At 52.6% G+C, this 25774-nt stretch carries 25 protein-coding genes and 5 tRNA genes; 20 read left to right on the top strand and 10 right to left on the bottom strand.

Going from position 1 to position 25774, the window contains the following annotated elements; genetic code table 11:
• Positions 1 to 91: 91 nt before the first annotated feature.
• Positions 92 to 748: an FtsH protease modulator YccA gene (yccA, locus tag RAC65_RS06285; RefSeq protein ID WP_133745120.1), complete on the bottom strand. Its 657-nt coding sequence runs from the start codon at positions 746 to 748 to the stop codon at positions 92 to 94.
• Between the two features lie 222 nt (positions 749 to 970).
• Between yccA and RAC65_RS06280 the strand changes: the two genes are divergently transcribed.
• From RAC65_RS06280 to agp, 3 genes are all read left to right on the top strand, one after another.
• Positions 971 to 1058, top strand: a tRNA-Ser gene (locus tag RAC65_RS06280).
• A 71-nt stretch (positions 1059 to 1129) separates the two neighbouring features.
• Positions 1130 to 1217: transfer RNA gene (locus tag RAC65_RS06275), tRNA-Ser, on the top strand.
• Positions 1218 to 1478: 261 nt separating this feature from the next.
• A complete protein-coding gene (gene agp / locus RAC65_RS06270) occupies positions 1479 to 3086 on the top strand; it encodes a bifunctional glucose-1-phosphatase/inositol phosphatase (protein WP_375096507.1) in 1608 nt (535 codons plus the stop codon).
• Positions 3087 to 3152: 66 nt separating this feature from the next.
• Here the strand turns inward: agp and RAC65_RS06265 are convergent, their stop codons facing one another.
• The 3 genes from RAC65_RS06265 to wrbA are packed head-to-tail and all read right to left on the bottom strand — an operon-like array spanning position 3153 to position 5432.
• Entirely contained in the window at positions 3153 to 4526 is a 1374-nt protein-coding gene (locus tag RAC65_RS06265) for an NAD-dependent succinate-semialdehyde dehydrogenase (protein ID WP_133745122.1), read from the bottom strand.
• Positions 4527 to 4581: 55 nt separating this feature from the next.
• A complete protein-coding gene (locus tag RAC65_RS06260; RefSeq protein WP_006118682.1) occupies positions 4582 to 4812 on the bottom strand; it encodes a YccJ family protein in 231 nt (76 codons plus the stop codon).
• Positions 4813 to 4832: 20 nt separating this feature from the next.
• Positions 4833 to 5432, bottom strand: coding sequence for an NAD(P)H:quinone oxidoreductase (wrbA, locus tag RAC65_RS06255; RefSeq protein ID WP_006118683.1), 600 nt, complete (start codon positions 5430 to 5432; stop codon positions 4833 to 4835).
• A gap of 469 nt (positions 5433 to 5901) precedes the next feature.
• On the opposite strand from wrbA, the gene RAC65_RS06250 reads away from it, so the two are divergent.
• From RAC65_RS06250 to RAC65_RS06240, 3 genes are all read left to right on the top strand, one after another.
• Positions 5902 to 6807, top strand: coding sequence for a DMT family transporter (locus tag RAC65_RS06250; RefSeq protein WP_375096506.1), 906 nt, complete (start codon positions 5902 to 5904; stop codon positions 6805 to 6807).
• A 134-nt stretch (positions 6808 to 6941) separates the two neighbouring features.
• On the top strand, positions 6942 to 7577 hold the full coding sequence (rutR, locus tag RAC65_RS06245; protein ID WP_033737596.1) for an HTH-type transcriptional regulator RutR: 636 nt from the start codon (positions 6942 to 6944) through the stop codon (positions 7575 to 7577).
• Positions 7578 to 7624: 47 nt separating this feature from the next.
• Positions 7625 to 8599: a metal-dependent hydrolase gene (locus RAC65_RS06240; RefSeq protein WP_375096505.1), complete on the top strand. Its 975-nt coding sequence runs from the start codon at positions 7625 to 7627 to the stop codon at positions 8597 to 8599.
• A gap of 39 nt (positions 8600 to 8638) precedes the next feature.
• Here RAC65_RS06240 and cycA read toward each other — a convergent pair whose 3' ends face one another.
• Positions 8639 to 10033 carry a D-serine/D-alanine/glycine transporter gene (gene cycA / locus RAC65_RS06235; RefSeq protein WP_039341206.1) on the bottom strand — a complete coding sequence of 465 codons (1395 nt, stop codon included), beginning with the start codon at positions 10031 to 10033 and terminating at the stop codon, positions 8639 to 8641.
• 285 nt (positions 10034 to 10318) lie between these two features.
• Between cycA and RAC65_RS06230 the strand changes: the two genes are divergently transcribed.
• The 3 genes from RAC65_RS06230 to RAC65_RS06220 all read left to right on the top strand — a co-directional run bounded on the left by RAC65_RS06230 (position 10319) and on the right by RAC65_RS06220 (position 13378).
• A complete protein-coding gene (locus RAC65_RS06230) occupies positions 10319 to 11014 on the top strand; it encodes an extensin family protein (RefSeq protein ID WP_033737593.1) in 696 nt (231 codons plus the stop codon).
• A 908-nt stretch (positions 11015 to 11922) separates the two neighbouring features.
• Positions 11923 to 12645 (top strand): transcriptional regulator SdiA, encoded by a 723-nt coding sequence (gene sdiA, locus RAC65_RS06225; RefSeq protein ID WP_033737592.1) that lies wholly within the window; start codon positions 11923 to 11925, stop codon positions 12643 to 12645.
• A gap of 121 nt (positions 12646 to 12766) precedes the next feature.
• Complete coding sequence (locus tag RAC65_RS06220; protein ID WP_006118772.1) at positions 12767 to 13378, top strand: acyl-homoserine-lactone synthase; 612 nt, start codon at positions 12767 to 12769, stop codon at positions 13376 to 13378.
• Positions 13379 to 13411: 33 nt separating this feature from the next.
• Here the strand turns inward: RAC65_RS06220 and RAC65_RS06215 are convergent, their stop codons facing one another.
• Positions 13412 to 13636, bottom strand: coding sequence for a DUF2594 family protein (locus tag RAC65_RS06215; RefSeq protein WP_006118773.1), 225 nt, complete (start codon positions 13634 to 13636; stop codon positions 13412 to 13414).
• A gap of 430 nt (positions 13637 to 14066) precedes the next feature.
• Here RAC65_RS06215 and uvrY point away from each other — a divergent pair, with 430 nt between their 5' ends.
• From uvrY to RAC65_RS06170, 9 genes are all read left to right on the top strand, one after another.
• Complete coding sequence (uvrY, locus tag RAC65_RS06210; protein WP_006118774.1) at positions 14067 to 14726, top strand: UvrY/SirA/GacA family response regulator transcription factor; 660 nt, start codon at positions 14067 to 14069, stop codon at positions 14724 to 14726.
• Complete coding sequence (gene uvrC / locus RAC65_RS06205) at positions 14719 to 16551, top strand: excinuclease ABC subunit UvrC (RefSeq protein ID WP_058707584.1); 1833 nt, start codon at positions 14719 to 14721, stop codon at positions 16549 to 16551. The genes uvrY and uvrC overlap by 8 nt, the downstream gene beginning before the upstream one ends.
• A gap of 68 nt (positions 16552 to 16619) precedes the next feature.
• Positions 16620 to 17168 (top strand): CDP-diacylglycerol--glycerol-3-phosphate 3-phosphatidyltransferase, encoded by a 549-nt coding sequence (gene pgsA, locus RAC65_RS06200; RefSeq protein ID WP_006118776.1) that lies wholly within the window; start codon positions 16620 to 16622, stop codon positions 17166 to 17168.
• Positions 17169 to 17358: 190 nt separating this feature from the next.
• Positions 17359 to 17434: transfer RNA gene (locus RAC65_RS06195), tRNA-Gly, on the top strand.
• Between the two features lie 40 nt (positions 17435 to 17474).
• Positions 17475 to 17548: transfer RNA gene (locus RAC65_RS06190), tRNA-Cys, on the top strand.
• Between the two features lie 10 nt (positions 17549 to 17558).
• Positions 17559 to 17645: transfer RNA gene (locus tag RAC65_RS06185), tRNA-Leu, on the top strand.
• Positions 17646 to 17981: 336 nt separating this feature from the next.
• Entirely contained in the window at positions 17982 to 18299 is a 318-nt protein-coding gene (locus RAC65_RS06180; protein WP_375096504.1) for a hypothetical protein, read from the top strand.
• A gap of 633 nt (positions 18300 to 18932) precedes the next feature.
• A complete protein-coding gene (locus tag RAC65_RS06175) occupies positions 18933 to 19172 on the top strand; it encodes a YrhK family protein (protein ID WP_237166121.1) in 240 nt (79 codons plus the stop codon).
• Positions 19173 to 19705: 533 nt separating this feature from the next.
• Positions 19706 to 19903 carry a DUF6404 family protein gene (locus tag RAC65_RS06170; RefSeq protein ID WP_006118780.1) on the top strand — a complete coding sequence of 66 codons (198 nt, stop codon included), beginning with the start codon at positions 19706 to 19708 and terminating at the stop codon, positions 19901 to 19903.
• Between the two features lie 35 nt (positions 19904 to 19938).
• Here RAC65_RS06170 and RAC65_RS06165 read toward each other — a convergent pair whose 3' ends face one another.
• From RAC65_RS06165 to RAC65_RS06150, 4 genes are all read right to left on the bottom strand, one after another.
• Positions 19939 to 21444: a SulP family inorganic anion transporter gene (locus RAC65_RS06165; protein ID WP_375096503.1), complete on the bottom strand. Its 1506-nt coding sequence runs from the start codon at positions 21442 to 21444 to the stop codon at positions 19939 to 19941.
• Between the two features lie 132 nt (positions 21445 to 21576).
• Positions 21577 to 21837: a biofilm/acid-resistance regulator YmgB/AriR gene (locus tag RAC65_RS06160; protein WP_058708512.1), complete on the bottom strand. Its 261-nt coding sequence runs from the start codon at positions 21835 to 21837 to the stop codon at positions 21577 to 21579.
• Positions 21838 to 22209: 372 nt separating this feature from the next.
• Positions 22210 to 22617 (bottom strand): DUF2000 domain-containing protein, encoded by a 408-nt coding sequence (locus RAC65_RS06155; protein ID WP_033737585.1) that lies wholly within the window; start codon positions 22615 to 22617, stop codon positions 22210 to 22212.
• Positions 22618 to 22653: 36 nt separating this feature from the next.
• Complete coding sequence (locus RAC65_RS06150) at positions 22654 to 23499, bottom strand: AraC family transcriptional regulator (protein WP_033737584.1); 846 nt, start codon at positions 23497 to 23499, stop codon at positions 22654 to 22656.
• 162 nt (positions 23500 to 23661) lie between these two features.
• Between RAC65_RS06150 and RAC65_RS06145 the strand changes: the two genes are divergently transcribed.
• Together RAC65_RS06145 and RAC65_RS06140 are read left to right on the top strand one after the other, a co-directional pair.
• Entirely contained in the window at positions 23662 to 24090 is a 429-nt protein-coding gene (locus RAC65_RS06145; RefSeq protein WP_033737583.1) for a MarR family winged helix-turn-helix transcriptional regulator, read from the top strand.
• Positions 24091 to 24092: 2 nt separating this feature from the next.
• Entirely contained in the window at positions 24093 to 25772 is a 1680-nt protein-coding gene (locus RAC65_RS06140; protein WP_375096502.1) for an MFS transporter, read from the top strand.
• The last annotated feature ends 2 nt before the right edge of the window (positions 25773 to 25774 follow it).

Here is a 25774-nt window from a genome sequence, read left to right as displayed (position 1 = left end):
AGATTCGTTCGGGCTGCAGTTTACCAAACTGGCCCCACAGAAAAAGCAAAAACCCCGCCTGAGCGGGGTTTTTCAGTTTACCTGCAGTGCGTTAGTTACTGCGTGAGAAACCCAGGATGCTTAACAGGCTCACGAAGATGTTATAGAGGGAAACATACAGGCTGACCGTTGCACGAATATAGTTGGTTTCGCCGCCATGAATGATGTTGCTGGTTTCCCACAAAATAGCCCCCGCCGAGAACAGAATGAACAGGGCGCTAATCGCCAGTTGCAGCGCTGGCAAGTGCAGGAACAGGTTCGCCACCACGGCGACCAGTAACACGACAAAGCCCGCCATCATCATGCCGCCAAGGAAGGACATATCCCGTCCTGTCGTCAGCACATAGGCAGAGCAGCAGAAAAACACCAGTGCCGTTCCGCCGAGCGCCAGGGCGATCACGTCACCCATCCCTGCGGCCAGATAGGTGCTCAGGATAGGACCCAGACAGTAGCCCAGGAAGCCCGTAAATGCGAAAGCAGCTAAAATTCCCGCCGGGCTGTCAGCCAGACGGTAGGTCAGGAACATCAGACCATAGAAGCCCACCAGCATCAGGATCAAACCCGGGGCGGGCAGGGCCAGCAGTGTACTCGCTGTTGCGGTCAGCGCGGAAAAGGCGAGGGTCAGGCCCAGCAGAAAATAGGTGTTACGCAGGACCTTGTGCGTACTCAGTAATGACTGTCGCGATGATGATGAAACTATTCTGTCCATGTTGCGCTCCTGTAAGGCAGAACACCAAATATGCGTTGAGAATACGCAGCGCGATAAAGCGGGAAAAGAGGTTTTACCCTTCTTTACGCGAAAAAAACGCTAATTCTTTGAGCACACTGGCGATTTTGACAACGAATAACGCTTTTTTGACTGTTTTTCAGGCGAACGGATTATCACAGGCTTTACATCTCCATAGGGGATGTTTATAGTGCGCGTCATTGCGGAGGGGTGGCCGAGCGGCTTAAGGCAGCGGTCTTGAAAACCGCCGATGGGAAACCATCCGAGAGTTCGAATCTCTCCTCCTCCGCCACTTCATCTCTTAAAGAGTGAAGTGGCAAGACAGCGTTATCGCATCTTGCCTTTGCAGTAGTATGACAACCCGGAGGGATGGCCGAGCGGCTTAAGGCAGCGGTCTTGAAAACCGCCGATGGGAAACCATCCGAGAGTTCGAATCTCTCTTCCTCCGCCACATTCACAGGCCAGCACAGCGTGCTGGCCTGTTTCGTTTTACGTGCCTGACACATTTCTTCATTATTATCCCTGCCTTTTCAGTAAACTGGACTGTTTTTACCCGCGTCCGGTATCTCTGCTATAGTCCAGTAATTGTTTTTACTGTCACCTGGCGCTTTTCAGGGGCAAGCTGAGTTACACTATCCGTCACGTCGCTCTATGGCGAGCTAATCGGTTGATAGCCAGAGTGTTTTTTTACTGAATGAATGGAATAGGCACAATGATCAAGAAACTGAGTCTTTGCGCATTGTCGGTACTCGCTGCATTACCGATCGGGACGCTGGCCCACGCCGCGGATAACGAGATGCAGCTCCAGCAGGTACTGATGTTTAGCCGCCATAATCTGCGTGCGCCGCTTGCGGATAACGGTAGCGTACTGGCACAGTCCACCAAAAAAAGCTGGCCAGAGTGGGAGGTGCCCGGCGGGCAACTGACCACCAAAGGTGGCGTGCTGGAAGTCTATATGGGTAACTACACGCGCCAGTGGCTTGCGCAGCAGGGCCTGGTGAAGAACGGCGCCTGTCCGGACAGCAACAGTGTGTTTGTCTACGCAAACAGCCTGCAACGTACCGTAGCGACGGCCCAGTTTTTTGTAAATGGTGCCTTCCCGGGCTGTGATATTACGGTGACCCATCAGGATGAAATGGGCAGCATGGATCCGGTATTTAATCCCGTGATCACCGACGGCAATGAAGAATTCATCAAAAAAGCGCTGGCGGACATGACTGCCGCTAATGAGAAGCTGGCCCTGAAGCCAGCGTATCAGCGTCTGGACAAAATTGTCGACTACAAGTCTTCTCCGGCCTGTAATAACAAAAAGCAGTGCGATCTGAGCAGTGGGCAAAATACCTTTATTGTTGAAAACGGCAAAGAGCCTGGCGTGAACGGACCGCTGAAAGTGGGGAATTCCCTTATGGATGCCTTTACGCTGCAATATTACGAAGGCTTCCCGCTGGATCAGGTTGCCTGGGGGCAAATTAAAACCCCTGAGCAGTGGCAGTCACTGTCAGCGATCAAAAACGGTTATCAGGACACGCTGTTTACCACACCAGATGTGGCACGCAACGTCGCGGCTCCGCTGGTGGACTATATCCGCAGCCAGCTCATCGATCAGGATAAAGCTGACTCACCCAAAGTGACCCTGATGGTAGGGCATGACTCCAACATAGCGTCATTGTTGAGCGCCTTACAGGTCAAACCTTATGATCTGCCAGAGACCTATGAGAAAACGCCCATCGGTGGACAGGTGGTGTTTGAACGCTGGCATGATGCCAAAAACAACAAAGACCTGCTGAAGATGGAATACGTGTATCAGACCGCCGATCAGTTGCGCGATGCCCAGGTGTTAAGTCTGAAAACGCCACCGAAGCGCGTCACCCTGCAACTGGCGGGTTGCCCGACTGACGCGAACGGTTACTGCAGCTGGGAGCAGTTTACCCAGGTGCTGAACAGCGCGCTGCAGGGGACCGCGTTGCAACCGGCGGCGGCAGAGCAGCCAGCGGCCAGTGCCAACGCGGGCGCGGCGAATCCTGCGGAGTCAAAAGCTGACGATAAAGCCAGCGCCGATAAGGCGACGGCTGATAGCGCTGCTGCCCAGAAAGCGGCTGACGATAAGGTAAAGGCGGACAAAGCGGCTGACGAGAAAGCGAAAGCTGATAAAGCAGCCGCGGATAAAGCCGCTGCGCAAAAGGCGGCGGATGAGAAGGCCAGCGCTGATAAGGCTGCTGCCCAGAAAGCAGCGGATGACAAAGCCAAAGCGGAAAACGCCGCCAACGCGCAAAATAAAACAGATAACAGTCCTGCGAAGCAGCCCGCTGCAGCCAACTAATAGCTTTCGGTCACTGAAAACAAAAAACCCCGTTAAGACGGGGTTTTTTTACGCTTCAGGCTGCGCTTATCCGGCCACAACCACCAGTTTCTGGTTCGCAAACTCTTTGATACCCAGATCCGAAAGTTCGCGTCCGTAGCCAGAACGCTTCACACCGCCGAAAGGCAGCTCCGCAGAGGTGTCGCTCTGCGAGTTGATGAACACCATGCCCGTTTCAATGGCGGAGGCCAGTTTACGGCCACGCGCAATATCACGTGTCCACACGGAACCGCCCAGCCCATAGTGTGAATCATTGGCCAGGGCCACCGCCTCGTCATCACTGGCGACCACATAAACCTGCGCCACCGGGCCAAAAAACTCCTGAAAATAGGCAGGGTTATCGCGGGTGATATGAGTAAGCAGCGTGGGCTGGTAATAGCATCCTACGCCCGCCACCGCTTTACCACCTGTGACCAGCTTAGCGCCGTTTGCGACGGCTTCATCAACCTGTTTAACCAGACGATCGCGCGCATCAGCCGACGAAAGCGGTCCCAGAGTAGTTTTCTCATCCAGCGGATCGCCCAACACCGCTGCATTAAGCGCCGCACTGAATTTATCGATAAAGGTATCCGCAATCTTCTCGTTCAGAATAAAACGCTTGGCTGCTGTACAGACCTGACCGCAGTTGCTCAGTCGCGCCTGCACGCCCTGACGAACGGCTTCATCCAGATCGGCATCCTCCGTGACCACAAAGACGTCATTCCCGCCCAACTCCAGCGTGGATTTTTTCAAATGCTTACCAGCCTGTTCAGCAACGGCGCTTCCCGCCCGTTCGGATCCTGTCAGAGCCACGCCCTGTACCCGGTCATCGGCAATCAGTTCCGCAACCTGATCGGTAGAGATAAACAGGTTGGTCCAGGCACCCTCAGGCGCGCCCGCTTCCTTCACCAGCTTTTCGAAGACATCGGCACAATGCGGCACGATGTTGGCGTGTTTAGCCAGTACCGGATTACCCAGTGCCAGATTTGGTGCCAGCACGCGCATCAGTTGGTAGTAGGGGAAGTTCCACGGTTCGACCGCAACCAGCACACCAATGGGATGATACTCAACCCAGGCGTCGCCCAACTCACTTTCATAAGGTTGTGGCTTCAGGATACGTTCTGCATGCTCAGCGTAATAGCGGGCGATTTGCGCGCAGATTTTGACTTCGCCACGGCTTTGGCCAATCAGCTTGCCCATCTCTTTACTGGCAATAGTCGCCAGTTCTTCCGCACGGTCATCAATCAGATCAGCCAGTTTTTTCAATACCTGAAGTCGTGGCTGAATAGCGCCTTTACTCCAGGCAGAGTGGAACAGCCGATCCGCCGTTTCCAGCGCTTGCGTCACGGCCGCGCTGTCATGGGAAGGCCAGCTTTTCATTAACTGATTGTTTGCCGGGTTGATGCTTTGATAGGAAGACATAGAATTCTCCGTGGTCAACGATAAAAAAAAGGGCGGGGCCAGGCCCGCCATGCCGTCAGACGTTCTTTCGCTCAACCGTTTTGTCGTCCCACGTGAGGACGTCCTGATCGGTTTTTTCAAACGCGCGGATTAATACGTCATCGCTTCCCTGTTGACGCCAGATCTCTTCCGCCAGGCGCTCGTCATAGTTTGCGACTTCAAAAATGGCCTCGGCAATTTCGGGCGAGGTGTGACGCAAACTGGCCCATTCACCTACGTGATGTGCTTTTGACTGATTCGTCGACATACTGATCTCCTTCTGAAAGGTTAGTCCTTAAGTTTTGCTGCCAGCCCGGCAACGTGTTCGCCCTGGAAACGGGCAATAATCAATTCTTCCTGGGTTGGCTGACGTGAACCGTCACCACCGGCCAGCGTAGTGGCACCATAAGGCGTACCGCCGCGGACCTCAGAAATGTCAAACATCTCTTTGGTACCATAGCCGATAGGCACGATGACCATGCCGTGGTGGGCGAGGGTGGTCCAGACAGACGTAATGGTTTGTTCCTGTCCTCCTCCGGTACCGGTGGAGGTAAAGACGCTGGCAATTTTGCCGTAGAGCGCGCCAGAGGCCCACAGGCCGCCTGTCCGGTCCCAGAATGTTCGCATCTGCCCTGACATGTTGCCGAAACGGGTAGGGGTGCCCACGATGATGGCATCGTAGTCAGGCAGTATCTCTGGCGTCGCTTCAGGCGCGGATTGCTGAGTTTTACCGCCAACTTCCGCAAAGCGTTGTGCATCCATGGTTTCGGGGACGCGCATCACATCTACCTGGGCGCCAGGCACCTTGCGTGCGCCTTCTGCGACAGCGTTCGCCATGGTTTCAACGTGTCCATACATTGAATAGTAAAGCACCAGAATCTTAGCCATTGATCTCTCCGGGAGTTAGTCAACACATCGAAAAGTATAGAAGAGCTTTACCTGACTGTGAGAAATCACCGGTCAGACAGTCAGCGTAACGGCACTGAAAATGCTGAGAATGGGTTTTTTTAAGGATTAATCGTCGTCTTTTAAGTCAATTCTTAGCGTAGAGTATGTTTCTAAATGTAATTTTCAGCGATCCAGAGACCTAAAAGGTGGAATGTCACACAGGCTTTCACGCACATGTCCTTCGATGAACATCAAGCCGCCTCACGTGAAGCGATGTGGCACTGAACGTTCATGCATCAGAAGATCGCAAACCGGTGCAGGTATGTTCACCTGTTATCGCTCCAGCCCAGACCGTGTCAGGCGACGGGGTGCCGCCTGATGCGAGGCGACAGTCACGCGGCAGGAAACGGAATTGCATTCGCCCGAATCACTGATCACAATAGCGCCTGAAAACAGATACAGGTGAATTATGTCGGATACGACTCGCAAACTGACCGTCGGTATTACGCGTCAGGAACTGGTCCTTATTTTTATTACGGTAATCTGGGGGGGAACGTTTCTGATCGTGCATCAGGCGATGCATTATTCAGGTCCGTTCTTCTTTGTCGGTTTACGCTTTGCTACCGCTGCGCTGTTACTGGCGTTTTTTTTCCGCCGCTATCTTGCTGCTGTCTGTTGGCGCGAAGTCAAAGCGGGCACGATGATCGGCCTCACGATTGCGGGGGGCTACGGCTTACAAACCTGGGGCATGCAGACGATATCCAGCAGTCAGTCAGCGTTTCTCACCGCGCTTTATGTTCCTGTGGTGCCGCTGTTGCAGTGGCTGTTTCTGCGCCGTCCGCCAAAACTGATGGCGTGGTTGGGTATTTCACTGGCGTTCTGCGGATTGATTCTGGTCGCGGGGCCGCAGGATGGCCGAATTGCGCTGAATCAAGGGGAAGCCGCGACGTTACTCAGCACGCTGGCTATTGCCGGAGAAATCATTCTTATCAGTCGTTATGCCGGTCAGGTTGATGTGCGTCGGGTGACCTTCATTCAACTGACTGTCGCTTCACTGTGTGCCTTCTGCTTTATGATCCCGAATGGTGAATCCGTGCCTGCGTTATCGACCCCGCTGTTAGTCAGCGCGGTCGGGCTCGGCGCAGCCAGTGCGCTGATACAGGTAACAATGAACTGGGCTCAACGCAGCGTATCACCGACACGCGCCACGGTCATTTATGCCGGTGAACCGGTCTGGGCGGGTGTGGTGGGGCGTTTAGCAGGCGAGCGTCTGCCGGCCGCTGCTATTCTTGGCGGTATCCTGATTGTCTGCGGGGTCATTGTCAGCGAGTTGCGCTGGAAACATAGCATGCCATCGGCCTCTTCCGATGAATAGTGGCGCGAGAATAAGTGCTTATGGCCCTGTCAGTGTGGCCCTTTCCCTGCGCCGTACATCACAGCTGTCGGCACGTTACCGCCTGAAAACAGTCTGTTGCCGTGATGCGTAACGGTAACGTGAAGGAGAAACGTATGAAAAAGGCTACGCCCGGGCCAACGCGTCGTGCGGTCGCCGTTGCAGCGAAACGTGCGGCAATTCTGCAGGCTGCCCTGACCTGTTTTTCCCAGTTTGGTATTCACGGGACGCGGCTGGAGAAAGTCGCGGAGCAGGCTGGCGTCTCCAAAACCAATTTGCTGTACTACTATCCCTCTAAAGAAGCGCTTTATATTGCCGTATTAAAAGAGATCCTGGATGTCTGGCTGGCACCGCTACGTGCCCTGACTTACGAGCAGGAGCCGTTGCGCGCCGTGCGTCAGTATATTCGCCTTAAGCTGGAGGTTTCTCGCGATTATCCACAGGCATCAAAGTTGTTTTGCCTGGAAATGCTGCAGGGTGCGCCCTTGCTGAAAGGTGAACTGGCCGGCGATCTGAAGACGTTGATGGACGACAAAACAGCGATAATTGAGCGCTGGATAGCTGAAGGACGGCTGGCGGCGATTGCGCCTCAGCATCTGATCTTTATGCTGTGGGCGACGACACAGCATTATGCTGACTTTGCCAGCCAGGTCGAAGCGATCACGGGGAATCAGCTCAGCAATCCTGTTTTCTTCGAGGAAACGGTGGAGAACGTTCAGCGCATTATTATTGAAGGCATTCGCGTTCGTTAATAAAACGCGATCAAACTCAGCCCTGTAACAGACAAGGGAGTGGCGTGATGGATTCTGTTTCACAATGTGTTCTGGGCGCATCCGTGGCGCTGGCTGTTATGGGGCGGCGCGTACCTGCCTGGCAAGCCGCGGCGGTAGGCGCAATCAGTGGCACATTGCCCGATCTGGATGTGTTTATCGACCACGGTGATGCTATCCGCAACATGACGCTGCACCGGACTGAAAGCCATGCCTTACTCTATCTGACGTTGTGTTCACCGTTGCTCGCCGCGCTGGTCGCGCGGCTTTTCAAATCCGGCGTGACATGGATCGCCTGGTGGCCTGCTATTTGGCTGGCGCTGATCACGCATCCCCTTCTTGATTTGATGACAGTCTATGGCACTCAGCTTGGGCTGCCTCTCACCGATCATCCTTATGCGATTGGCAGCATGTACATCGTCGATCCGCTTTATACGTTGCCGCTTATCATCGGGCTCTGTGTCGCTTTGTGGCGGCGTAACAGACGGGGATTACGCTGGAATCACGCGGGGCTGGCACTCAGTACCGGCTACCTTGCCTGGAGTATGGTCATTCAGCAGGTGGCTGATGAACACATTAAACACTCATTCGAACAGCAGGGGGTGGCGACTGACAAGGTGTTGGTCACCCCAACGGCATTCAATACGCTGGTCTGGCGCAGCGTCATCATCACGCCTGACCGCTATGGCGAGGCTTACTGGTCTTTGCTGTCGCCTGCTCGTCCTGTCACGGTAACGTGGCGGCCGCGTCATCCTGAGCTATTCGTCCCGTTTAAAGGAAACTGGCTGGCAGAACGTGTTGCCTGGTTCAGCCATGGCTTTTATGCCATGGATGAGCGTGACGGGCAGGTCACCATTGCAGATTTGCGTATGGGAGAAGGGAGCCATTACACGTTTACGTTTGGTTTGGGCACGGCGGAAAGCCCTGATTTGCAGCCACAGCGCCTGCCGTCTGGTGAACGGGCCCTGCGCCGCGGCGTCAATCGTATACTTGAGCGGTTATAAAAAAGCCCGACGTGCGTCGGGCTTTTTTCAGTCTCTATATCAACGACGCGTGCGTCGACGCAGTTGCCAGCCTGCGGCGAGCAGGATAAACCACAACGGCGTGACCATGAGTGCCTGTCGCGTGTCTTCCTGCAGTGTTAGCAGCACCAGTATAAAGACAAAAAACGCCATACATGCCCAGCACATGAATTTGCCTAAAGGCATTTTAAATGTCGAGGCGGCATGACGTTCCGGAAATTTTTTGCGATATGCAAGGTAACTGCACAGGATAATTGTCCACACAAACATAAACAGAATGGCAGACACGGTGGTCACCAGCGTAAAGACCGTCATCACATTCGGGATCAGGTAAATCAGAGCCACACCACACAGCAGGCAGAAGCAGGAAAAGAACAAGCCGGTCGTGGGCACCGCGCGTGACGATAAACGACCAAAAGCACGGCTGGCAACGCCCTGCTGCGACAGACCATACAGCATGCGGCTGGTGGAGAAAATACCGCTGTTGGCTGAGGATGCCGCCGACGTCAGGACCACGAAGTTAACAATGCTGGCCGCAGCTGGCAGGCCAATGAGCACGAACATTTCCACAAACGGACTGCGATCGGCCATCACTTCGGTCCACGGGGTAACGGACATAATCACCAGCAGCGCCAGAACATAGAACATAATGACGCGCAGCGGAATGGCATTAATGGCCCGCGGTAAAACCCTGTGCGGGTCATGCGTTTCGGCCGCCGCTGTTCCCACCAGCTCGATACCGACAAACGCAAAGACGGCGATCTGGAATCCGGCAAAAAATCCGCTCAGTCCTTTCGGGAAAAGCCCCCCGTGATCCCAGATATTACTCAGTGCAGCGGTGCCACCACCCGGCGACGGGTAATGAATGGACACCAACACAATGCCGGTAATGATCAGCGCGACAATCGCCACGATCTTGATGATGGCAAACCAGAACTCCATCTCGCCAAATAATTTCACCGTGGCAATGTTTAAGGCCAGGAAAACAAAAACACATAGCAGTGCGCTCATCCAGATCGAAAAGCCGGGAAACCAGAGCTGGAAGTAGGCGCTTATAGCCACCACGTCGGCAATGCCGGTAACAACCCAACAGAACCAGTATGTCCAGCCGGTGAAGTAGCCGGCCCAGGGACCCAGTAAGTCAGCCGCAAAGTCGCTAAAGGATTTATACTCAAGATTCGACAGCAGTAATTCGCCCATTGCCCGCATGACAAAAAACAGCATGAAGCCGATGATCATGTAAACGAAAATGATCGAAGGCCCTGCCAGACTAATTGTTTTACCCGAGCCCATGAACAAACCGGTGCCAATCGCACCGCCAATAGCGATGAGCTGGATGTGTCGGTTATGAAGATTACGTCGCAGCGTGTCATCGCCCTGTGAGCTCGCCTGCGTTTGAGTAGATTGATCAACCATGAAAGTGTCTTTCCTGTCTTGATGTTGTGTCAGCTCTGGTGGCTGTTGAGAATACCGGATTGCCGGGAGCAATTTGGCATAAGATAGTGGAAGTGTTAATGAAAACGGTAATTGTTTTTTAACAATATCGGACAACGCTGGCATTAAAACGGCGCTTTCACTTAACGTTGGCGATTTTTACGTCAGATTAAGTAATATTTCATCACCCTGTGTCATCTTTTAAGCGTATCCTGCCGTGTGCTTCTACACTACCTCCGTACAGCTTCTTTCAGCTACAGAGGTTCTATGCGCACACTTGTTCTGCTTATCATCATGACCGGAGTGGGGTGGATGAGTTTGCCATGGTTAAAACAGCACCTTCCTGCGCAATTTAATCCCTTTACGCCACTCTCTGTAACGGATCCGCCGGGCTGGATGACGCGATTAAAACTCAAAAGACTGCAAACTGATCCCGCCGCCTGTCTTGACGTGATGCAGCGTGCACAGCAGGCCGGCGTTGTACGTTTCAGTCAACGGCCGGCGGTGACAGGGGCCTGCCCGTTGTCCGGCCCCCTCAGGCTGCAAAATTTTGGGCCCGTCTCGCTCAGCAGCAGTTTCCTCGCCAGTTGCCCAATGGCCGTTGCGGCTACAATGTACGTGGCTTACAGCCGCGAGCAAATGTTACATCTGTCTGGCAGTGATCTGACCCGAATTGAACATGTCGGAAGTTATGCCTGCCGCAACATCTACCATCAGGCCACCGGACGGCTGAGTGAACATGCCAGCGCGGATGCCTGGGATATTACCGCCTACCAGCTTGCTAACGGCGAGTGGTTGGTGCCAGGAAAAAACTGGCAACAACCTGGCCAGAAATCACTATTACTTCATGCATTATGGCGATCGGGTTGTAACTTTTTTGGTAATGCGCTTGGGCCTGATTATAATCGCGCGCATGCTACACATTTTCATCTGGGCATGCGGGGGGCGGGTTATTGCAGGTGAGATTAACCTTTACTTTCACCGTAAAACTGTGTCGTGGGTTTAATATTATTTTCTTCTGTTCTGCTTTTTTACTGTTTTAAAAAGGGTGTCACATCTGCTTATTTTTTCTCATGGCGTCAGTGTTATTTAAATCATTCACCCGGTGTTATCACCGTTCATTGCCTGCTAAATGACCAAATTGAGAGAGTATACTGCATTATTATTACCTGACTGGGTGAATGATGCCGTTTTAGCAGGGCGATAAATTTGAGTTATCTGTACATAAATAAAGGAGGATGACAGTGTCGTTAAATAATTATTTTTCTCTTTTCAGATGCGTTATTTATTAAATAAGTTATCTGTACAAGCCCGCACCAGGCCAAAATGACAGCGGTCACAGGTCTGCGCCATCCGCCAGGCGTCTTGCCTGTAAAGACGGGCAGTGCCGTTATGCAGGCCGTTCAACAGGCCTTGTACGGCCGTCTGCCCTACGACGCAGAGCCATAAGCCATCTTTTGTAGGACCAAAAGATCCGGGTAAAACGCGTACCAGAAAAGGGGTGCTTTCCCTGCCTGACTGCAGAAAACATGCGGCGGTGATTGCCTGAAAAAGACATCGTGTTTTACAAGATATGATCTGCGTTTTTTTTCAGCATAATAGGTTGCCGAGCGCAACTTATCGAGTGAGATTTGTTGATCATGGCTATGTTAAATGATTGAAAAAATATAAGAAAAATCTTATTATTTCCTCTGTTGCACTCGCCTGAGTTATCCCGAAGCGTTTGCTTACCCTGTATTTTTATCCTTTTCTCTGCAGGTCGTTGTCGCCAGAATGAAAATAATGCTTTTTATGACGTCGCAACAAAGAGTAAATTAATTACATAACGTGTTAATCAGAAATACCCGGCAAGTTGTTGAATTTGAGGCAATATGATAGGTGAAGATTATTTTTCCTGGCGTGAAAATGTCGAACAGCACTTTCAGGTATTAACGGCAGCTCCGCAATTAAAGGGGCTTTTACAGGATTATATCCAGTCACTGGGCTTCGATTTTTTCGCTTTTTTTATCCAGCATCGCGTTCCTTTTACGCGTCCGCGAGTTTATTTGCATGATACTTACCCCGAAGCGTGGATTAAACGTTATAAGGAACGGAATTATTATGCCATTGACCCCGTGTTGCAGCGCTGCCTGCGTGCTGGAAAAGGGGTGGAATGGACACCTGAACTCTTTTGCTCGGCGAAGGAAATGTGGCAAGAAGCGGGTAATTTTGGGCTGCTGAGCGGATTTTCTTGTTCTGCAATGGCGTCAAATCGAGCCGTTGGTATATTATCTATAGGTTCGCATCGTCCCTTTATTACTGACTGTCGGCAAGTGGAGCTGGAGGTAAAGTTGCACTTCCTCGCCGAGCAAAGCTTGTGCTTACTTGAACGCCTCAATGATGAAGCGCTGATGGTTCAGGGAAATGATTTCAGCCAGCGTGAGCTGGAAATTTTGAAATGGACCGCAGAGGGAAAAACCTCTCAGGAAATTTCACTTATTTTGTCGATTTCTGAACACACCGTAAATTTTTACCAAAAAAATATGAAAAAACGTTTTAATGTTTCCAATAAAACGCAGATTGCCTGCTATGCCGCAGCAATTGGTGTGATTTAAAAGAAAAGCAACTGCCAACTTTAGTAGTTCCTTACCTGAAGGGACTTCTCTACCCTGCGCGGGTGCGCTTTTGGCAGGCGCATAGAAATCATTGCAAACATGGGGATGTCAGAGGCGCATGATGAAAATAGTTCAAACGCAGTTAAAGGATATGCCATCCTCTTTGCTTGCCGAACTTGGCAGCTACCGTTACAGCGTGTTTGCGCGGGGTGAAGGCTGGTCGATTCCACCGCGTCTGAGTACACCAGGGCAAGAATATGACCGGTATGACCGCTCTGATGTGACCTGGTTAATCGCCTGGAGCGTGCGAAGCGGCATTAGCGGCTGCGCCCGCCTGATGCCCTGGACGGAACCCGAGCAAACGGAAGGCATTGTTTTGCCGTTCGATCATGAAAAGGTCTGGGAAATGTCCCGCTTCTCTGCACGACTGGAAGTGGATCCTGAGCTACCGCTCAATATTCTGTGGCATGCGGTACAGCTGGCGGAGCTGAACGGCATTGAATGCATTATCAGTTCGGCTACGCCGATGCTGGAAAAAATGTTTGAGGAACATCAGGTCGTCTATGAACCTCTGACGCCGGGTTTAATTCTGTCAGAGGATAATCTCTTTGCCATCCGTATCCCCGTCAGTCAACCTGCGCTGGCAGAGAAATACCGTGGTACGCGGCGTTTCAGCCCGGAAGAGGTGCTGCCTTCACTCGGCGTTTCCGTTAACTGGCATTCGAACGGTTAGCGCGCTGCCCCCGGGCGGGGGCAGCACAAGCCATTACTGGCGATAAGCCGCTTTGATTTGTTTAATGGTGTTACTGAACACGTCTGCCTGCGGCTTTTCGCCCAGTGTTTTCACATAACGTTCCATATTAATGATTACTTTTCCGGCATCAGCCTGGCCCATCCCTTTCAGGATCAAAGTAATCATCATCTTAAGGCAAGCCACTTCATCAGATAATTTTTGCGTTTCCTGCGAGGTAGCGAAATCTTCATCGCTCATGAATTTCTCCTTGGTGATTAACATCGTCTCTACAATCTTTACGCGCAGCAATCGGTGAGTATATCACACGAAAGACCACTTGCTGTTAGCGTGGGCAACGCAGGCTGTTTAATTATGTCAGTTCAGTCATATTAATTAATCACGGATGTGAATAGTAGCTGACGAGAGCGTCGCAGTTTGGTAAAAATCTCATAAATACAATATCGTCTGATTGTTGTAACTGTTTGATAAAACATTTTTTTTACATTATACAGGCTGTCATGTCTGTTCCTGCAGGCGTAAACAAGAACAGAGCCAGGTTGCATGAAGATAAAACACTGACGCGATCTGACCTGCCACTTTGTATCTGTGCTTTTAATGCAAAAACAGGTATGATTGCCGCTTGCAATCGTTAAATGCTACCTCTTTATTAGCTGCGGAGTGCTTCGCGTTGATCACTGTCCTTCTTGTCGATGACCATGAGCTGGTACGTGCCGGCATCCGCCGTATTCTTGAAGATATCAAAGGTCTGGTGATCGCTGGCGAAGCGTGTTGTGGCGAAGATGCAGTTAAGTGGTGTCGGGCTAATCAGGTTGACGTCATCTTAATGGACATGAATATGCCGGGTATCGGTGGGCTGGAAGCCACGCGCAAAATCGTGCGCTACAACCCGGATATCAAAATTATTATGCTGACGATTCACACTGAAAACCCGCTGCCTGCCAAAGTGATGCAGGCCGGTGCGGCAGGTTATCTGAGTAAAGGTGCCGCGCCGCAGGAAGTGGTGAACGCGATTCGTTCGGTTAAGGCCGGCCAACGCTACATTGCCTCGGACATTGCTCAGCAAATGGCGTTAAGCCAGATTGAGCCGCAAAAAGCCGAATCTCCCTTCAGCTGTTTGTCGGAAAGGGAATTGCAGATTATGCTGATGATCACCAAAGGACAAAAGGTGACGGAAATTTCCGAGCAGCTGAATCTCAGTCCTAAAACCGTTAACAGCTACCGCTACAGAATGTTCAGTAAGCTGAATATCAGTGGCGACGTAGAGTTAACGCATCTGGCCATCAGACATGGCCTGTTCAATGCGGAGCCGTTAATCAGTAGTGAGTGACCTCTTTAATCCCAAAAATTTTCTCAGTACGGTCACCAGCGAGCCAGGTGTTTACCGGATGTACGATGTGTCCGGAACGGTTATCTATGTCGGCAAAGCGAAAGATCTGAAAAAGCGACTGACAAGCTACTTTCGCACCCAGGTGGGTAGCCGAAAAACCGAAGCGCTGGTAAGTAACATCCATCACATTGATGTCACCGTAACCCACACTGAAACCGAAGCGTTGTTGCTTGAGCATAATTACATCAAGCTTTATCAACCGCGCTATAACGTTCTGTTGCGTGACGATAAATCCTACCCCTACATTTTTCTGAGTGGCGACACACACCCGCGTCTGGCAATGCACCGGGGCGCTAAGCACGCCAAAGGGGAGTATTTCGGTCCGTTTCCTAATGGTTATGCGGTAAGAGAAACGCTGGCGTTGCTGCAAAAGGTCTTTCCGATACGGCAATGTGAAAACAGCGTTTACCGCAACCGCACGCGCCCCTGTTTGCAGTACCAGATTGGCCGCTGTCTTGGCCCTTGCGTGGCAGGGTTGGTCAGTGAGGAGGAATACGCCCAGCAGACAGATTACGTCAGACTGTTTTTAGCAGGCAAAGACGATCAGGTGCTGAATCTGCTGGTGACGCGCATGGAAGAAGCCAGTCAGTCACTGCGCTTCGAAGACGCGGCCCGGCTGCGCGATCAGATTCAGGCCGTCAGACGCATTACCGAGAAGCAGTTTGTCTCTAATCAGGGCGACGATCTGGATGTGATTGGCGTTGCCTATGACGCCGGAATGGCGTGTTTGCACGTTCTGTTTATCCGCCAGGGGAAAGTACTGGGAAGCCGAAGCTATTTTCCCAAAGTGCCTGCGGATACGGACCTGGCTGAAGTCGTCCAGACCTTCGTCGGACAGTTCTATTTGCAGGGCAGCGAAATGCGCACCTTGCCCAGCGAGATTTTACTCGATTTCACTTTGCCCGAACGTGAGTTGCTAGCAGACTCATTGACAGAATTAGCCGGTCGACGGGTAAACATTCAAAGTAAACCCCGCGGCGATCGCGCGCGTTACCTCAAGCTGGCTCGGACCAATGCCGGTTCGGCATTAAAAACGCGTCTGTCGCAGCATTCCACGATTCATCAGCGCCTCACCGCGTTGGCCGAATTTCTCAAACTGGAGAAGATTGGCCGCATGGAGTGTTTTGACATCAGTCATACTATGGGTGAACAAACCATCGCTTCCTGCGTCGTGTTTGATCAAAACGGCCCGCTTCGTGCTGACTACCGTCGTTATAACATCACCGGCATCACACCCGGCGATGACTATGCGGCCATGAACCAGGTGCTACGCCGCCGTTATGGCAAAGCGATTGAAGAAGAAAAAATTCCCGATGTGATCCTGATAGATGGAGGCAAAGGTCAGCTGGCACAGGCAAAACAGGTGTTTGCAGAGCTGGACGTGCCCTGGGATAAATCCCGCCCCATTTTGCTGGGCGTTGCAAAGGGCACCGATCGTAAAGCCGGTCTGGAAACCTTATTTTTCGAGCCAGAAGGCGAGGGTGTTTCTCTGTCACCCGATGCGCCAGCGCTTCATGTCATTCAGCATATTCGTGATGACGCTCACAATCATGCAATTTCAGGGCACCGTAAAAAACGGGCCAAAGTCAAAAACACCAGCGCACTGGAAAGTATCGAGGGCGTGGGACCAAAACGGCGACAGCAGTTGCTCAAGTACATGGGCGGCCTGCAACCGTTGATGAATGCGTCGGTCGAGGAGATCGCCAATGTGCCCGGTATATCGCATGCGCTGGCGGAAAAAATCTACTACTCGTTGAAACACTAGCATTGAAACAGGGGGGGCAATGTAGGAACATACGTTAAACACCACCCAATCCAGACAGTTACCAGCATATGCAATTTAACATTCCGACCTGTCTTACCCTGTTTCGCGTCGTTCTTATTCCGTTCTTTGTGCTGGCTTTCTATCTGCCTTTCCACTGGGCGCCCTTTGTTACCGCGTTGATTTTCGTTGTTGCCGCCGTGACCGACTGGTTCGATGGCTTCCTGGCTCGCCGCTGGAAGCAGACAACCCGCTTTGGTGCGTTTCTCGATCCGGTGGCGGATAAGGTGATGGTGGCCATTGCTTTGGTACTGGTTGCGGAATATTTCCATGCCTGGTGGATCACGCTGCCCGCTGCCACGATGATCGCCCGTGAAATTATTATTTCAGCCCTGCGCGAGTGGATGGCAGAGATAGGTAAACGGAGCAGCGTTGCGGTTTCCTGGATCGGTAAAGTGAAAACCACCGCGCAGATGTTTTCGCTTTTTGCTCTGCTGTGGCGTCCGGACAGTATGGTGGTCGGTGTTGGCGTGGTCGCGCTGTACATTGCTGCGGTGCTGACGTTCTGGTCCATGTTCCAGTATTTAAGCGCTGCCAGAGGCGATTTGCTCGAACCGTGATCGATGCGATTCAAAAAGCAGCAAACGGACGCAATGTGGGGATAATTTTATTGACTCACCGCGTCATCTCAGTAGAATGCATCGCATCGAACGGCAGCACAGCTGCAGAAGCTAAGAAAAATCAGTAAGTTCGATAAAGCGTAGTAAAGTCTGACCCTTCAGCAGCGAGTTATCTGAACGGTAAGATGATGCGGGAATAGCTCAGTTGGTAGAGCACGACCTTGCCAAGGTCGGGGTCGCGAGTTCGAGTCTCGTTTCCCGCTCCAAATTCGCAGGCCAGGCAATCCTGGCGGCAAATCGGTTTTAGGCGCGTTGGCAGAGTGGCTATGCAGCGGATTGCAAATCCGTGTACCTCGGTTCGACTCCGGGACGCGCCTCCAGTTATACCTCGCCCGGGTGGTGAAATCGGTAGACACAAGGGATTTAAAATCCCTCGATCGTAAGGTCGTGCGGGTTCAAGTCCCGCCCCGGGCACCATATTGAAACACCCATAAAATCAAGTCGTAGCAATGTCGTTTAAGCCGCCTCTTTGGGCGGTTTTTTGTTTTTATAAGCCCTTCCTGCTATGTCATTTCTGATTCTCGTCTCCGGCTCTTGTTAAACCCCTTTCTCCCTTTGCCGTTTGTCTCCTCCTGTGCTGACCTGACGCTGTTTTTTATAACATGCCACGTCTGGCAATCCAGCAATCCAGCAAAGGCATCAAGATGACGTCTGCACGATGAGTGGAAACAAGCCCGGTAGACTGAGAAAGAGACACTTTACGGGTACAGGCAGCATGATATCGATTACCGAAAGCGCTCGTCCTGAATGTGGGTGACAGTAGCAAAACCAGTAACAGTTTTGACTATGCTCTCTATCCCCGTTTTGACAGATATGACGGTGACAGACGGCATTGCCTGGTATTTTCGCCTTTGGCTACGGGCAGTCCTGTCACGCATCATTGCCGTTTCTCAATCAAAACGGAATGGATTACCTTTGATCAATACATTCAGGGCCAAAATAAACGCGAGGAAAAGGGGGCAGATTGAGAAGGCTGCGGATTTTAAGCGGTTCAATCCGTTCATTAAAAAAGCCTGCGTTACACAGGCAGAAATCGTTACAAGGGAAAATCCAGTTGTCAGCATGCGCTGACCCGGCAAGCATACAGCGAATGGGGTTTTTAGATACAAGTGAATAACTTTTGATCAGTAAAAGGCACGATGTGTATGTTGCAGGCATAAAAAAGCCCACTCGGATGTGGGCATAGCAAAATTGGCTATTAATGTAAGGTTCTAACAATTACTTCCTTACTATCGGCAATCCCGCGGCAGGCTTTAGCCGCTGTAAAAAATAAACCTTTTATATTGCCGACAGCCTTCGGTGCGGAAGGCGGGCAACGTGCTCTGTTCTTATCCCGTTGACTGACTTTTACAGCGTGTCGCTATTCGGTTTTGCGAGATTGATCGTGCTGGCAGAAGCGGCAGAGTCAGATTCAGACCAGGTGTCCCTAAGACTTAATGGTGCCGTTAGCGCTTATCCGTCGTTTGAGCAATGGCAGTGTGTTCCCTGACAATCAACATAAAAATGGCGTGGAGATGTTTTGGCAGGCGTTAAACGATATGTTCTTACGGTCGGATACGACTTTTTTCCCCCGCGGCGGGGTTACTGTGGCGGACAGGCTGAGGCCAGTAAGTTACCTTTCTTCTCTGTGTACTAATCTTGTCTGCAGTCATTTCATTATTCAGAGAAGGGCAAGCCGTGCCGGGAAACAAAGCAGAAATCACTGTGGGTTCAGATCATATCATCATCGCTCGACGTTACCGCGCTCTTGGCGCGCTCAACGATCTCTTTATCGCAGTATGGTTCCTGACGGGCAGCATCCTGTTTTTCTTCGACTCGCTGATGACAGGTGGAACATGGTTATTTGTCGTGGGGAGCCTTCAGTTATTACTTCGCCCGGCAATCACCCTGGCAGAACTGGTACACGTAAAGCGCATCGATCAACATCCACAAAAACCTCAGTAGTCCTTTACCCCTGTATCACGGACAGCTAAACGCATTCAGCCTGCCTGATATATGAACGACTCAGGCAGGCTAAATGAAAGGTGAGGCGATTTCAGGAGATCACCAGGTGCGGGCGGGCGGTGGTGGCGGTTGCTGCCCGGTTGCAGGCGGCGGTGGTGCAACGGTGCCTGCCGGTGGTGGGGCCAGTGCCTGACCCGGTGGTGGCGGCGGAGGCGCCGGCGGGCGATGATCGTGTGGCGGTGGGGGTGGCGCACAGCCGGGGCCCGGTGGCGGCGGTGCGCACGCGGTCAATGTTGAGGCAGCGACAACAGCAGCGAAAAAAGTCAGACGACGATTCATGCTATTTCCCTTGTGAAATTAACAGTAAGCTAATTGTAGTTAGCTGTTACTAAACATAACGGGGGTAAAGCAGAAAAGCGAAGCGATTCCGCCCTCTATCCGTTTTTTGAGATACTTCTCATCTCGCGCGTATAATCCGGTTTTTTGTTTCAACGCCAGCTAAAGTAGCGCATCACAAAAGAGGAGTGGCGTTTATGAATGGCATTTTGAAATTCGTCCGCGGCTGGCTGATTTTTTCAGTGTTATGGGGCGTCTTCATGTGGTTTATGTCATGGCAGGCGCAGGGCAAAGAAATTGGCCTGGCTGTTTTGATGAGTCTTTATGCTGGCCTGTTATACCAGGCATTAATTACGATGGTCGCGCGCTATCGGGCACGGCGACAGCAGGCGTAAGAGGGGCCTGCTGCGTGCCGCAGCAGGCCAGTGTCTCAGCTCAGATTACCGCTCAGGCGGCGATGAAAATCGCTGCTGCGCATATCCAGACCTTCAATGGTGACGCTGGCACCATGACGCTGATAACGGTATTCGATACCATCCAGTGCAGCGACGGTGGAGGCATCCCATATCTGTGCGTGCGTTAAATCAATGGTGACAGATTTAGGGTCATGTGCGTAATCGAAGTGCTCAAACAAATCGTTGCTGCTGGCAAAAAATAGCGGTCCGCGAACATCGTAGCTCACAGACTGTCCGTCCTCACTCAACGTTCTTTCCGCATGAATCACATGCGCGACGCGCCGGGCAAACAACATCATTGCCACCACTACACCCGCCAGCACCCCCAGCGCCAGGTTACTGGTTAACACGGTAATACCTACCGTTAACAGCATGACCAGCGTTTCTGACCAGGGCATCCGTTTCAGCGTCGCGGGCTGCAAACTGTGCCAGTTGACCGTCTTGACGGCGACAATCATCATGATGCCGGCCAGCACCACCATCGGGATCTGCGCCATGATGTGGCTCAGGCCCGTCACCAGCAGTAACAGCACGAGGGCGGCGGCAACCGTTGAAACCCGGCTACGTGCTTTACCCAGTTCCACGTTGACAATGGTCTGTCCGATCATGGCGCATCCGGCGATACCACCGTAAAAACCGGCCAAAATATTACCTATACCCAGCCCCCAGGATTCGCGACGTTTGCTGGACGGCGTATCTGTAAGGTCATCCACCAGCTTGGCGGTCAGCAGCGATTCCATTAGTCCTACAAACGCCACGCTCAGCGCGGTGGGCCAGACGATGGATAAGGTCTGCCAGTTGAGCGGAACTGTCAGTGCCGTAAAGTCTGGCAGACCTGCGCTCATGGGGCCTTCATCACCCACCGTCGGGACGCGATAGCCCATCGCCAGCGCCACGGCGGTCACGACCACGATGGCCACTAAGGGAGAGGGCACACTTTTCAGCACGCGGGGCAGGAGCAGCACGATGGCCAGCGTCACGGCGAAGAGTGCCCACACCAGCGGCGATTGACCCCAGACATGCGGGACCTGAGCAAAGAAAATTAAAACGCCAAGCGCATTCACAAAGCCGATCATGACCGAACGGGGAATATAACGCATCGCACGTGACATACCTGTCACGCCGAACAGAATCTGAATGATCCCGGCCATCACAACGGCAGGAAGAATATAGGCCACGCCATGCGCATGGACCATAGGCCCAATCACCAGCGCAACCGAACCCGCTGCGGCGGTTACCATGGCAGGGCGGCCGCCAAGCAAAGACAGCGTCAGGCAGAGTACGACAGAGGCCACCAGGCTGACCTTCGGATCGACACCGGCGATAACCGAAAACGAGATCACTTCCGGAATAAGCGCCAGCGCCGTGATCACGCCGGCCAGGCATTCTCGCGTCAGCAGTGCAGGCGAGCGTAAGACGCGGCCGACACTGACATCGTTTTCCACAACGGCTGTTGTGGCGACATCATGTTGTTGATTCATAGTGTAAACAGCTCTTTTATTTTAAGCTTGCGCGAAAGGCAAGGAAGACAGGATTTGGTGAAGGGCGAATGTTACCGACAGCTCAGAGAAGAAGCCAGAAAAAGCGAAATGACTCCATCCATGGAGAAAGGATTATACCGTCAGGTCGTCTGGCGTTTTATACACCACCATCTCAAGCAGATGACGATAAACGTCCAGTGAGACTTCGTCGCGCTCCAGCTCGAGGCGATGAATCAGTTTCGAAATAATGGCTTTATTATTGACGGCCATACCTGACTGTAAGATTTCCGCGACAACGAGACCAAGAATCTCCATATCGCTGTCGGGTTTATTCGCCGCAGCGGTGAAGTAATCCGCGATCTCTTTATCCGTTTGGGGCAGTGTGTTTTGCATGTGTCAGCCTTTGAAAAAGTCGGCTACCCGGTAGAGTGCGCGACAAACAGACCTAAAAGCCATCGCATAAAAATACAATGGCGCCAAACTCAACAAGCAGGTCATCAAAATCAAAAAAGAAACCTCTGAGGGTGGAAATCCATTACACCTTCAGAGGCGACGCAGATGCATCATTCGTTACAGAGTCGTGATCGCAACTCGTTGTATGTAAAGTTATACAATTAAAGTTTATTTGTACAAGTAGATTATTAAGCATAAAATGCTAATCCTTAACAATTAGGATGTTAAGAATTTTGTTTGTCGCTTTCCTGTACAGGAAATGTGTACAAGCGGGCCAGGCCGACGGGAAAGCAGCGTGCTTTCCCGGGAGGGTTAACTAAACAGGTTGAGTTTTGCAGTGAGTTTGCGAACCGCTTTTTTGTCGCCCACTATCGCCATCCCAAGCAGGCGCCATTCCGGGGCGGGCAGCGTCTTCATCGTGTCACTGAAGGCCTGGTAGTCGGTGGTTGACTGACCCTGCTCGGGAAAGACCACAATGTCACAGTCTGTCTGTTCACTCTGACGCCACACGGTGCTGAGTTGCGCACTATCGGCCCCCAGGACAGGAATGCCAACGGGGATGAGTCCCGGATAGCGCTGCGTTGTCGCATCTTCCAGATCTTCACCGACCAGACTGGGATGACGTTGTCCCAGCGTCAGAGCGATAACGGCGGCAGCATTGGTGGCTTTGCCGGCCGGTAACGCACTGTTCAAAATCATGACACATCGTAAGTCGCTCATTATCTTCTCCTGACACAAAATGCCATTGTGGCAAGGCTAGTGATCAGCGTCTGGAAGATTTGTGCACAGTTGCTGGTAACGTGCAGGCGTCAGCTGGCAGGCGCGTTTAAACCAGCGCCCCAGATGACTCTGGTCTGCAAAGCCAAGATCGGCAGCCACCTCAGCGGGTAAATGGCCCATAGCCAGCCGTCGGCGTGCCTGACTGAGCCGCCACTGTACCAACCAGGCGTGGGGCGGCAGGCCCCACTGCTGCTGGAACAGGCGGGAAAGCCGAAAACGATCCACGTTCAGCGCCTGTGCCATCTGGGCAATGCCGGGGTTATCGACGTGGTAAGCAATAAGCCAGTCTCGTGCCTGATGGGCCAGTGTCGGTGCCACATCCGGCCGCGTATTGCGCCAGACAGGCAAGTGACGAAGATGGCGGAATAGCCGCTCCAGCGCCGCATCTTTGATTAACTGCGGGTGATTGTGCCAGAGCGCGTCGAAGGCGTGCCAGACCGCCCAGGAGAGCCATTTCTCATCCTGAAGCGTGGTGGCAAAACGCAGTTCACTGCCGGGCGCACTGTCCAGACAGCCAGGTGCAAACTGCTGGTGCAGATGATGAGGTGACAGATAGAGCATGCGGTAGGTAAAGCCCTGTGCATCAATGGCATCGCCATCGTGAAGCTCTTCAGGTTCCAACATAAAGACCGTGCCCGGTCGGCTCCGATGACGTTTCTGACGGGAGTGGAACTGCTGCACGCCTTGCTCCGTCACGCCAATTAAGTAACTGTCATGCCAGTGAGGATCGTAAGCATGTCCGGTAAAATGCGCCCGTATCGCTTCGATGCCGCTACGCGCGTCGCGGCGCAGATCGACCCAGTTATGGGTGGAGGTGTTCACGCTTTTGTCCTCCCCGAGGTGTTGACAGCAGGATCATGACTGGACATTTTGACGTTGTTATCCAGTATTTAACAGTACAGATGCTTTTCTTTCGCATTTTGCTTTGCGTATAATAACTTAATCAATTAATTAGAACTCTAATCATTAGGCAGCTACTTATAAATGTCATCTAACCGTACCTTTACCCACCTGCTGCACCTGACCGCCCATGCCTGGCGCCTGGCCGTTGACCGCCATCTTAAAGACAGCGGTCTGAGCACCAGTAGCTGGATGGCGATAGGGCTTATCGCCAGTGAACCTCAACGCCTCACGCAAACCGAACTGGCGCAGTTAATGGGCCTGGAAGATGCGAGTATGGTGCCGTTGGTGGATCGCCTGGTGAAACAGGACCTGTTATCCCGGGTCCAGCCCGCCGAAGATCGCCGCAAGCGTCATCTGGTGCTGACCGAGAAGGGCAATGAAGCGTTCGCAAAAGTAAAGACGCAGGCCGATGCGCTGCGCACGCAACTGCTGGCGGATATTGATCCTCAGGAAATCGCCCTGGTAGAGCGCGTTTTACAAACGCTGCTGACCCGAATGGGAAGTATGTAAGTATGGCCCGGCGCAATCCCTACGCTGCGCGTGAATGGTTGCCTCATGAAAAACCCATGCTGCCGGGCTCGCCTTCGACGCCAATCCATTCCCCACCCAAGCGTGTTGCCTTTGGGCTGATAGGGTTGCTGATCTCGCTGACCGGCGCGTTAAGTAATGCGCTGGTTACGGCTAATCTGACCAATCTGCAAGGCACCTTCGCGGCTTATTCCAACGAAATTGCCTGGCTGCCCGCGGTGTATGTGATGGGGAACATCTCCATCAACCTGCTGTTGGTAAAATTTCGCCAGCAGTTTGGTTTACGCGTATTTACCGAAGCGTTTTTGGTGCTGTACGTCCTGGTCGCCTTTTTCCATCTGTTTGCCAACGATCTGAGTTCAGCGATTATCGTGCGCACGGCCCATGGCATGGTCGGTGCGGCGCTAAGCTCGCTGGGCATTTATTACCAGGTTCAGGCCTGGCCTGCCAGGCATCGCTTAAAAGCGCTGGTCATTGGTCTCACCGCCTCACAGCTCGCTATTCCGCTGGCGCGCCTGTTCTCCAGTGAGTTGCTACAACTGGACGAGTGGCGAGGGCTGTATCTGTTTGAGCTGGGGTTAGCGCTGATTGCATTAGGAGCGGTGCTGGTGGTTAAGCTGCCGCCGGGCGATCGTATTAAAGCTTTTGAAAAGATGGATTTCCTGACGTTTATCCTGCTGGCTCCGGGCATGGCGTTGCTGTGTGGCGTGCTGTCGCTGGGCCGTATTGAGTGGTGGTTCAGTACGCCCTGGCTGGGGATCTGTTCAGCCCTGGCGCTGGTGCTGATCGTCAGTGCCTTTGTGATTGAGCACAATCGCCGCAATCCACTCATTAACACGCGCTGGCTCAGCAGTGGAATGATCGTACGTTTAGGCATTGTGATGATCATGATTCGCATCGTACTGGCAGAGCAGAATACGGGGGCAGTCGGCTTCCTGCAGCAGATTGGATTACAGAATGATCAAATGCACGGCCTGGCGCTTGCCATCATGGCCGGTGTGGTGGCGGGCATTGCCGCCAGCGCGCTGACGATCAAGCCAACCCATCTTAACTGGCCAATCGTCGCATCGCTGGTCGTCATGATTATCGCCTCACTGATGGATGCGCAATCCAGCCCGGTCACGCGCGCGAACAATATGTACCTGAGTCAGTTTCTGCTGGGGTTCGGCAGTGCCTTTTTCATGGCGCCGGCCATGCTGATGGGAATTGGCAGCGTCGTCACGCAGCCTAAAAATCTGGTCAGTTTCGTGGTCCTGTTCGGCATGAGCCAAAACCTGGGCGGTTTAATCGGATCCGCGATTCTGGGGACCTTTCAGGTCTGGCGTGAAAAATACCACTCCAGCCTGCTCGGCGATCAATTATCGTTACTGAATCCCAACGTCAGCGACCGGCTTACACAATATGGTGGGCTCTTTAGCAGCCAGATTGGCGATAGCGCGTTATTGAGTGCCCAAAGCACCAGCCAGCTTCAGTCCGTCGCCACCCTGCAGGCGAACGTCCTGGCCTACAACGACACCTATCTGCTGACCGCAACTCTGGCGCTGGTTACGCTGATGTGGGTGTTATGGCGTTTAACACGTCGACGCTACCTTGACTGGCGACAGGCCAAATTTCATCTGGCAGAGCAGCGTCAGCTCGCCGCCGCACAAGAACGAACGGAGTAAGT

Origin of the sequence: Pantoea sp. BS_8, from assembly GCF_041954965.1 — a bacterium.
Lineage (GTDB): Bacteria > Pseudomonadota > Gammaproteobacteria > Enterobacterales > Enterobacteriaceae > Pantoea > Pantoea stewartii.
Note: the sequence above shows the minus strand (reverse complement) of the source record. Positions and strands in the feature narration are given on the sequence as shown.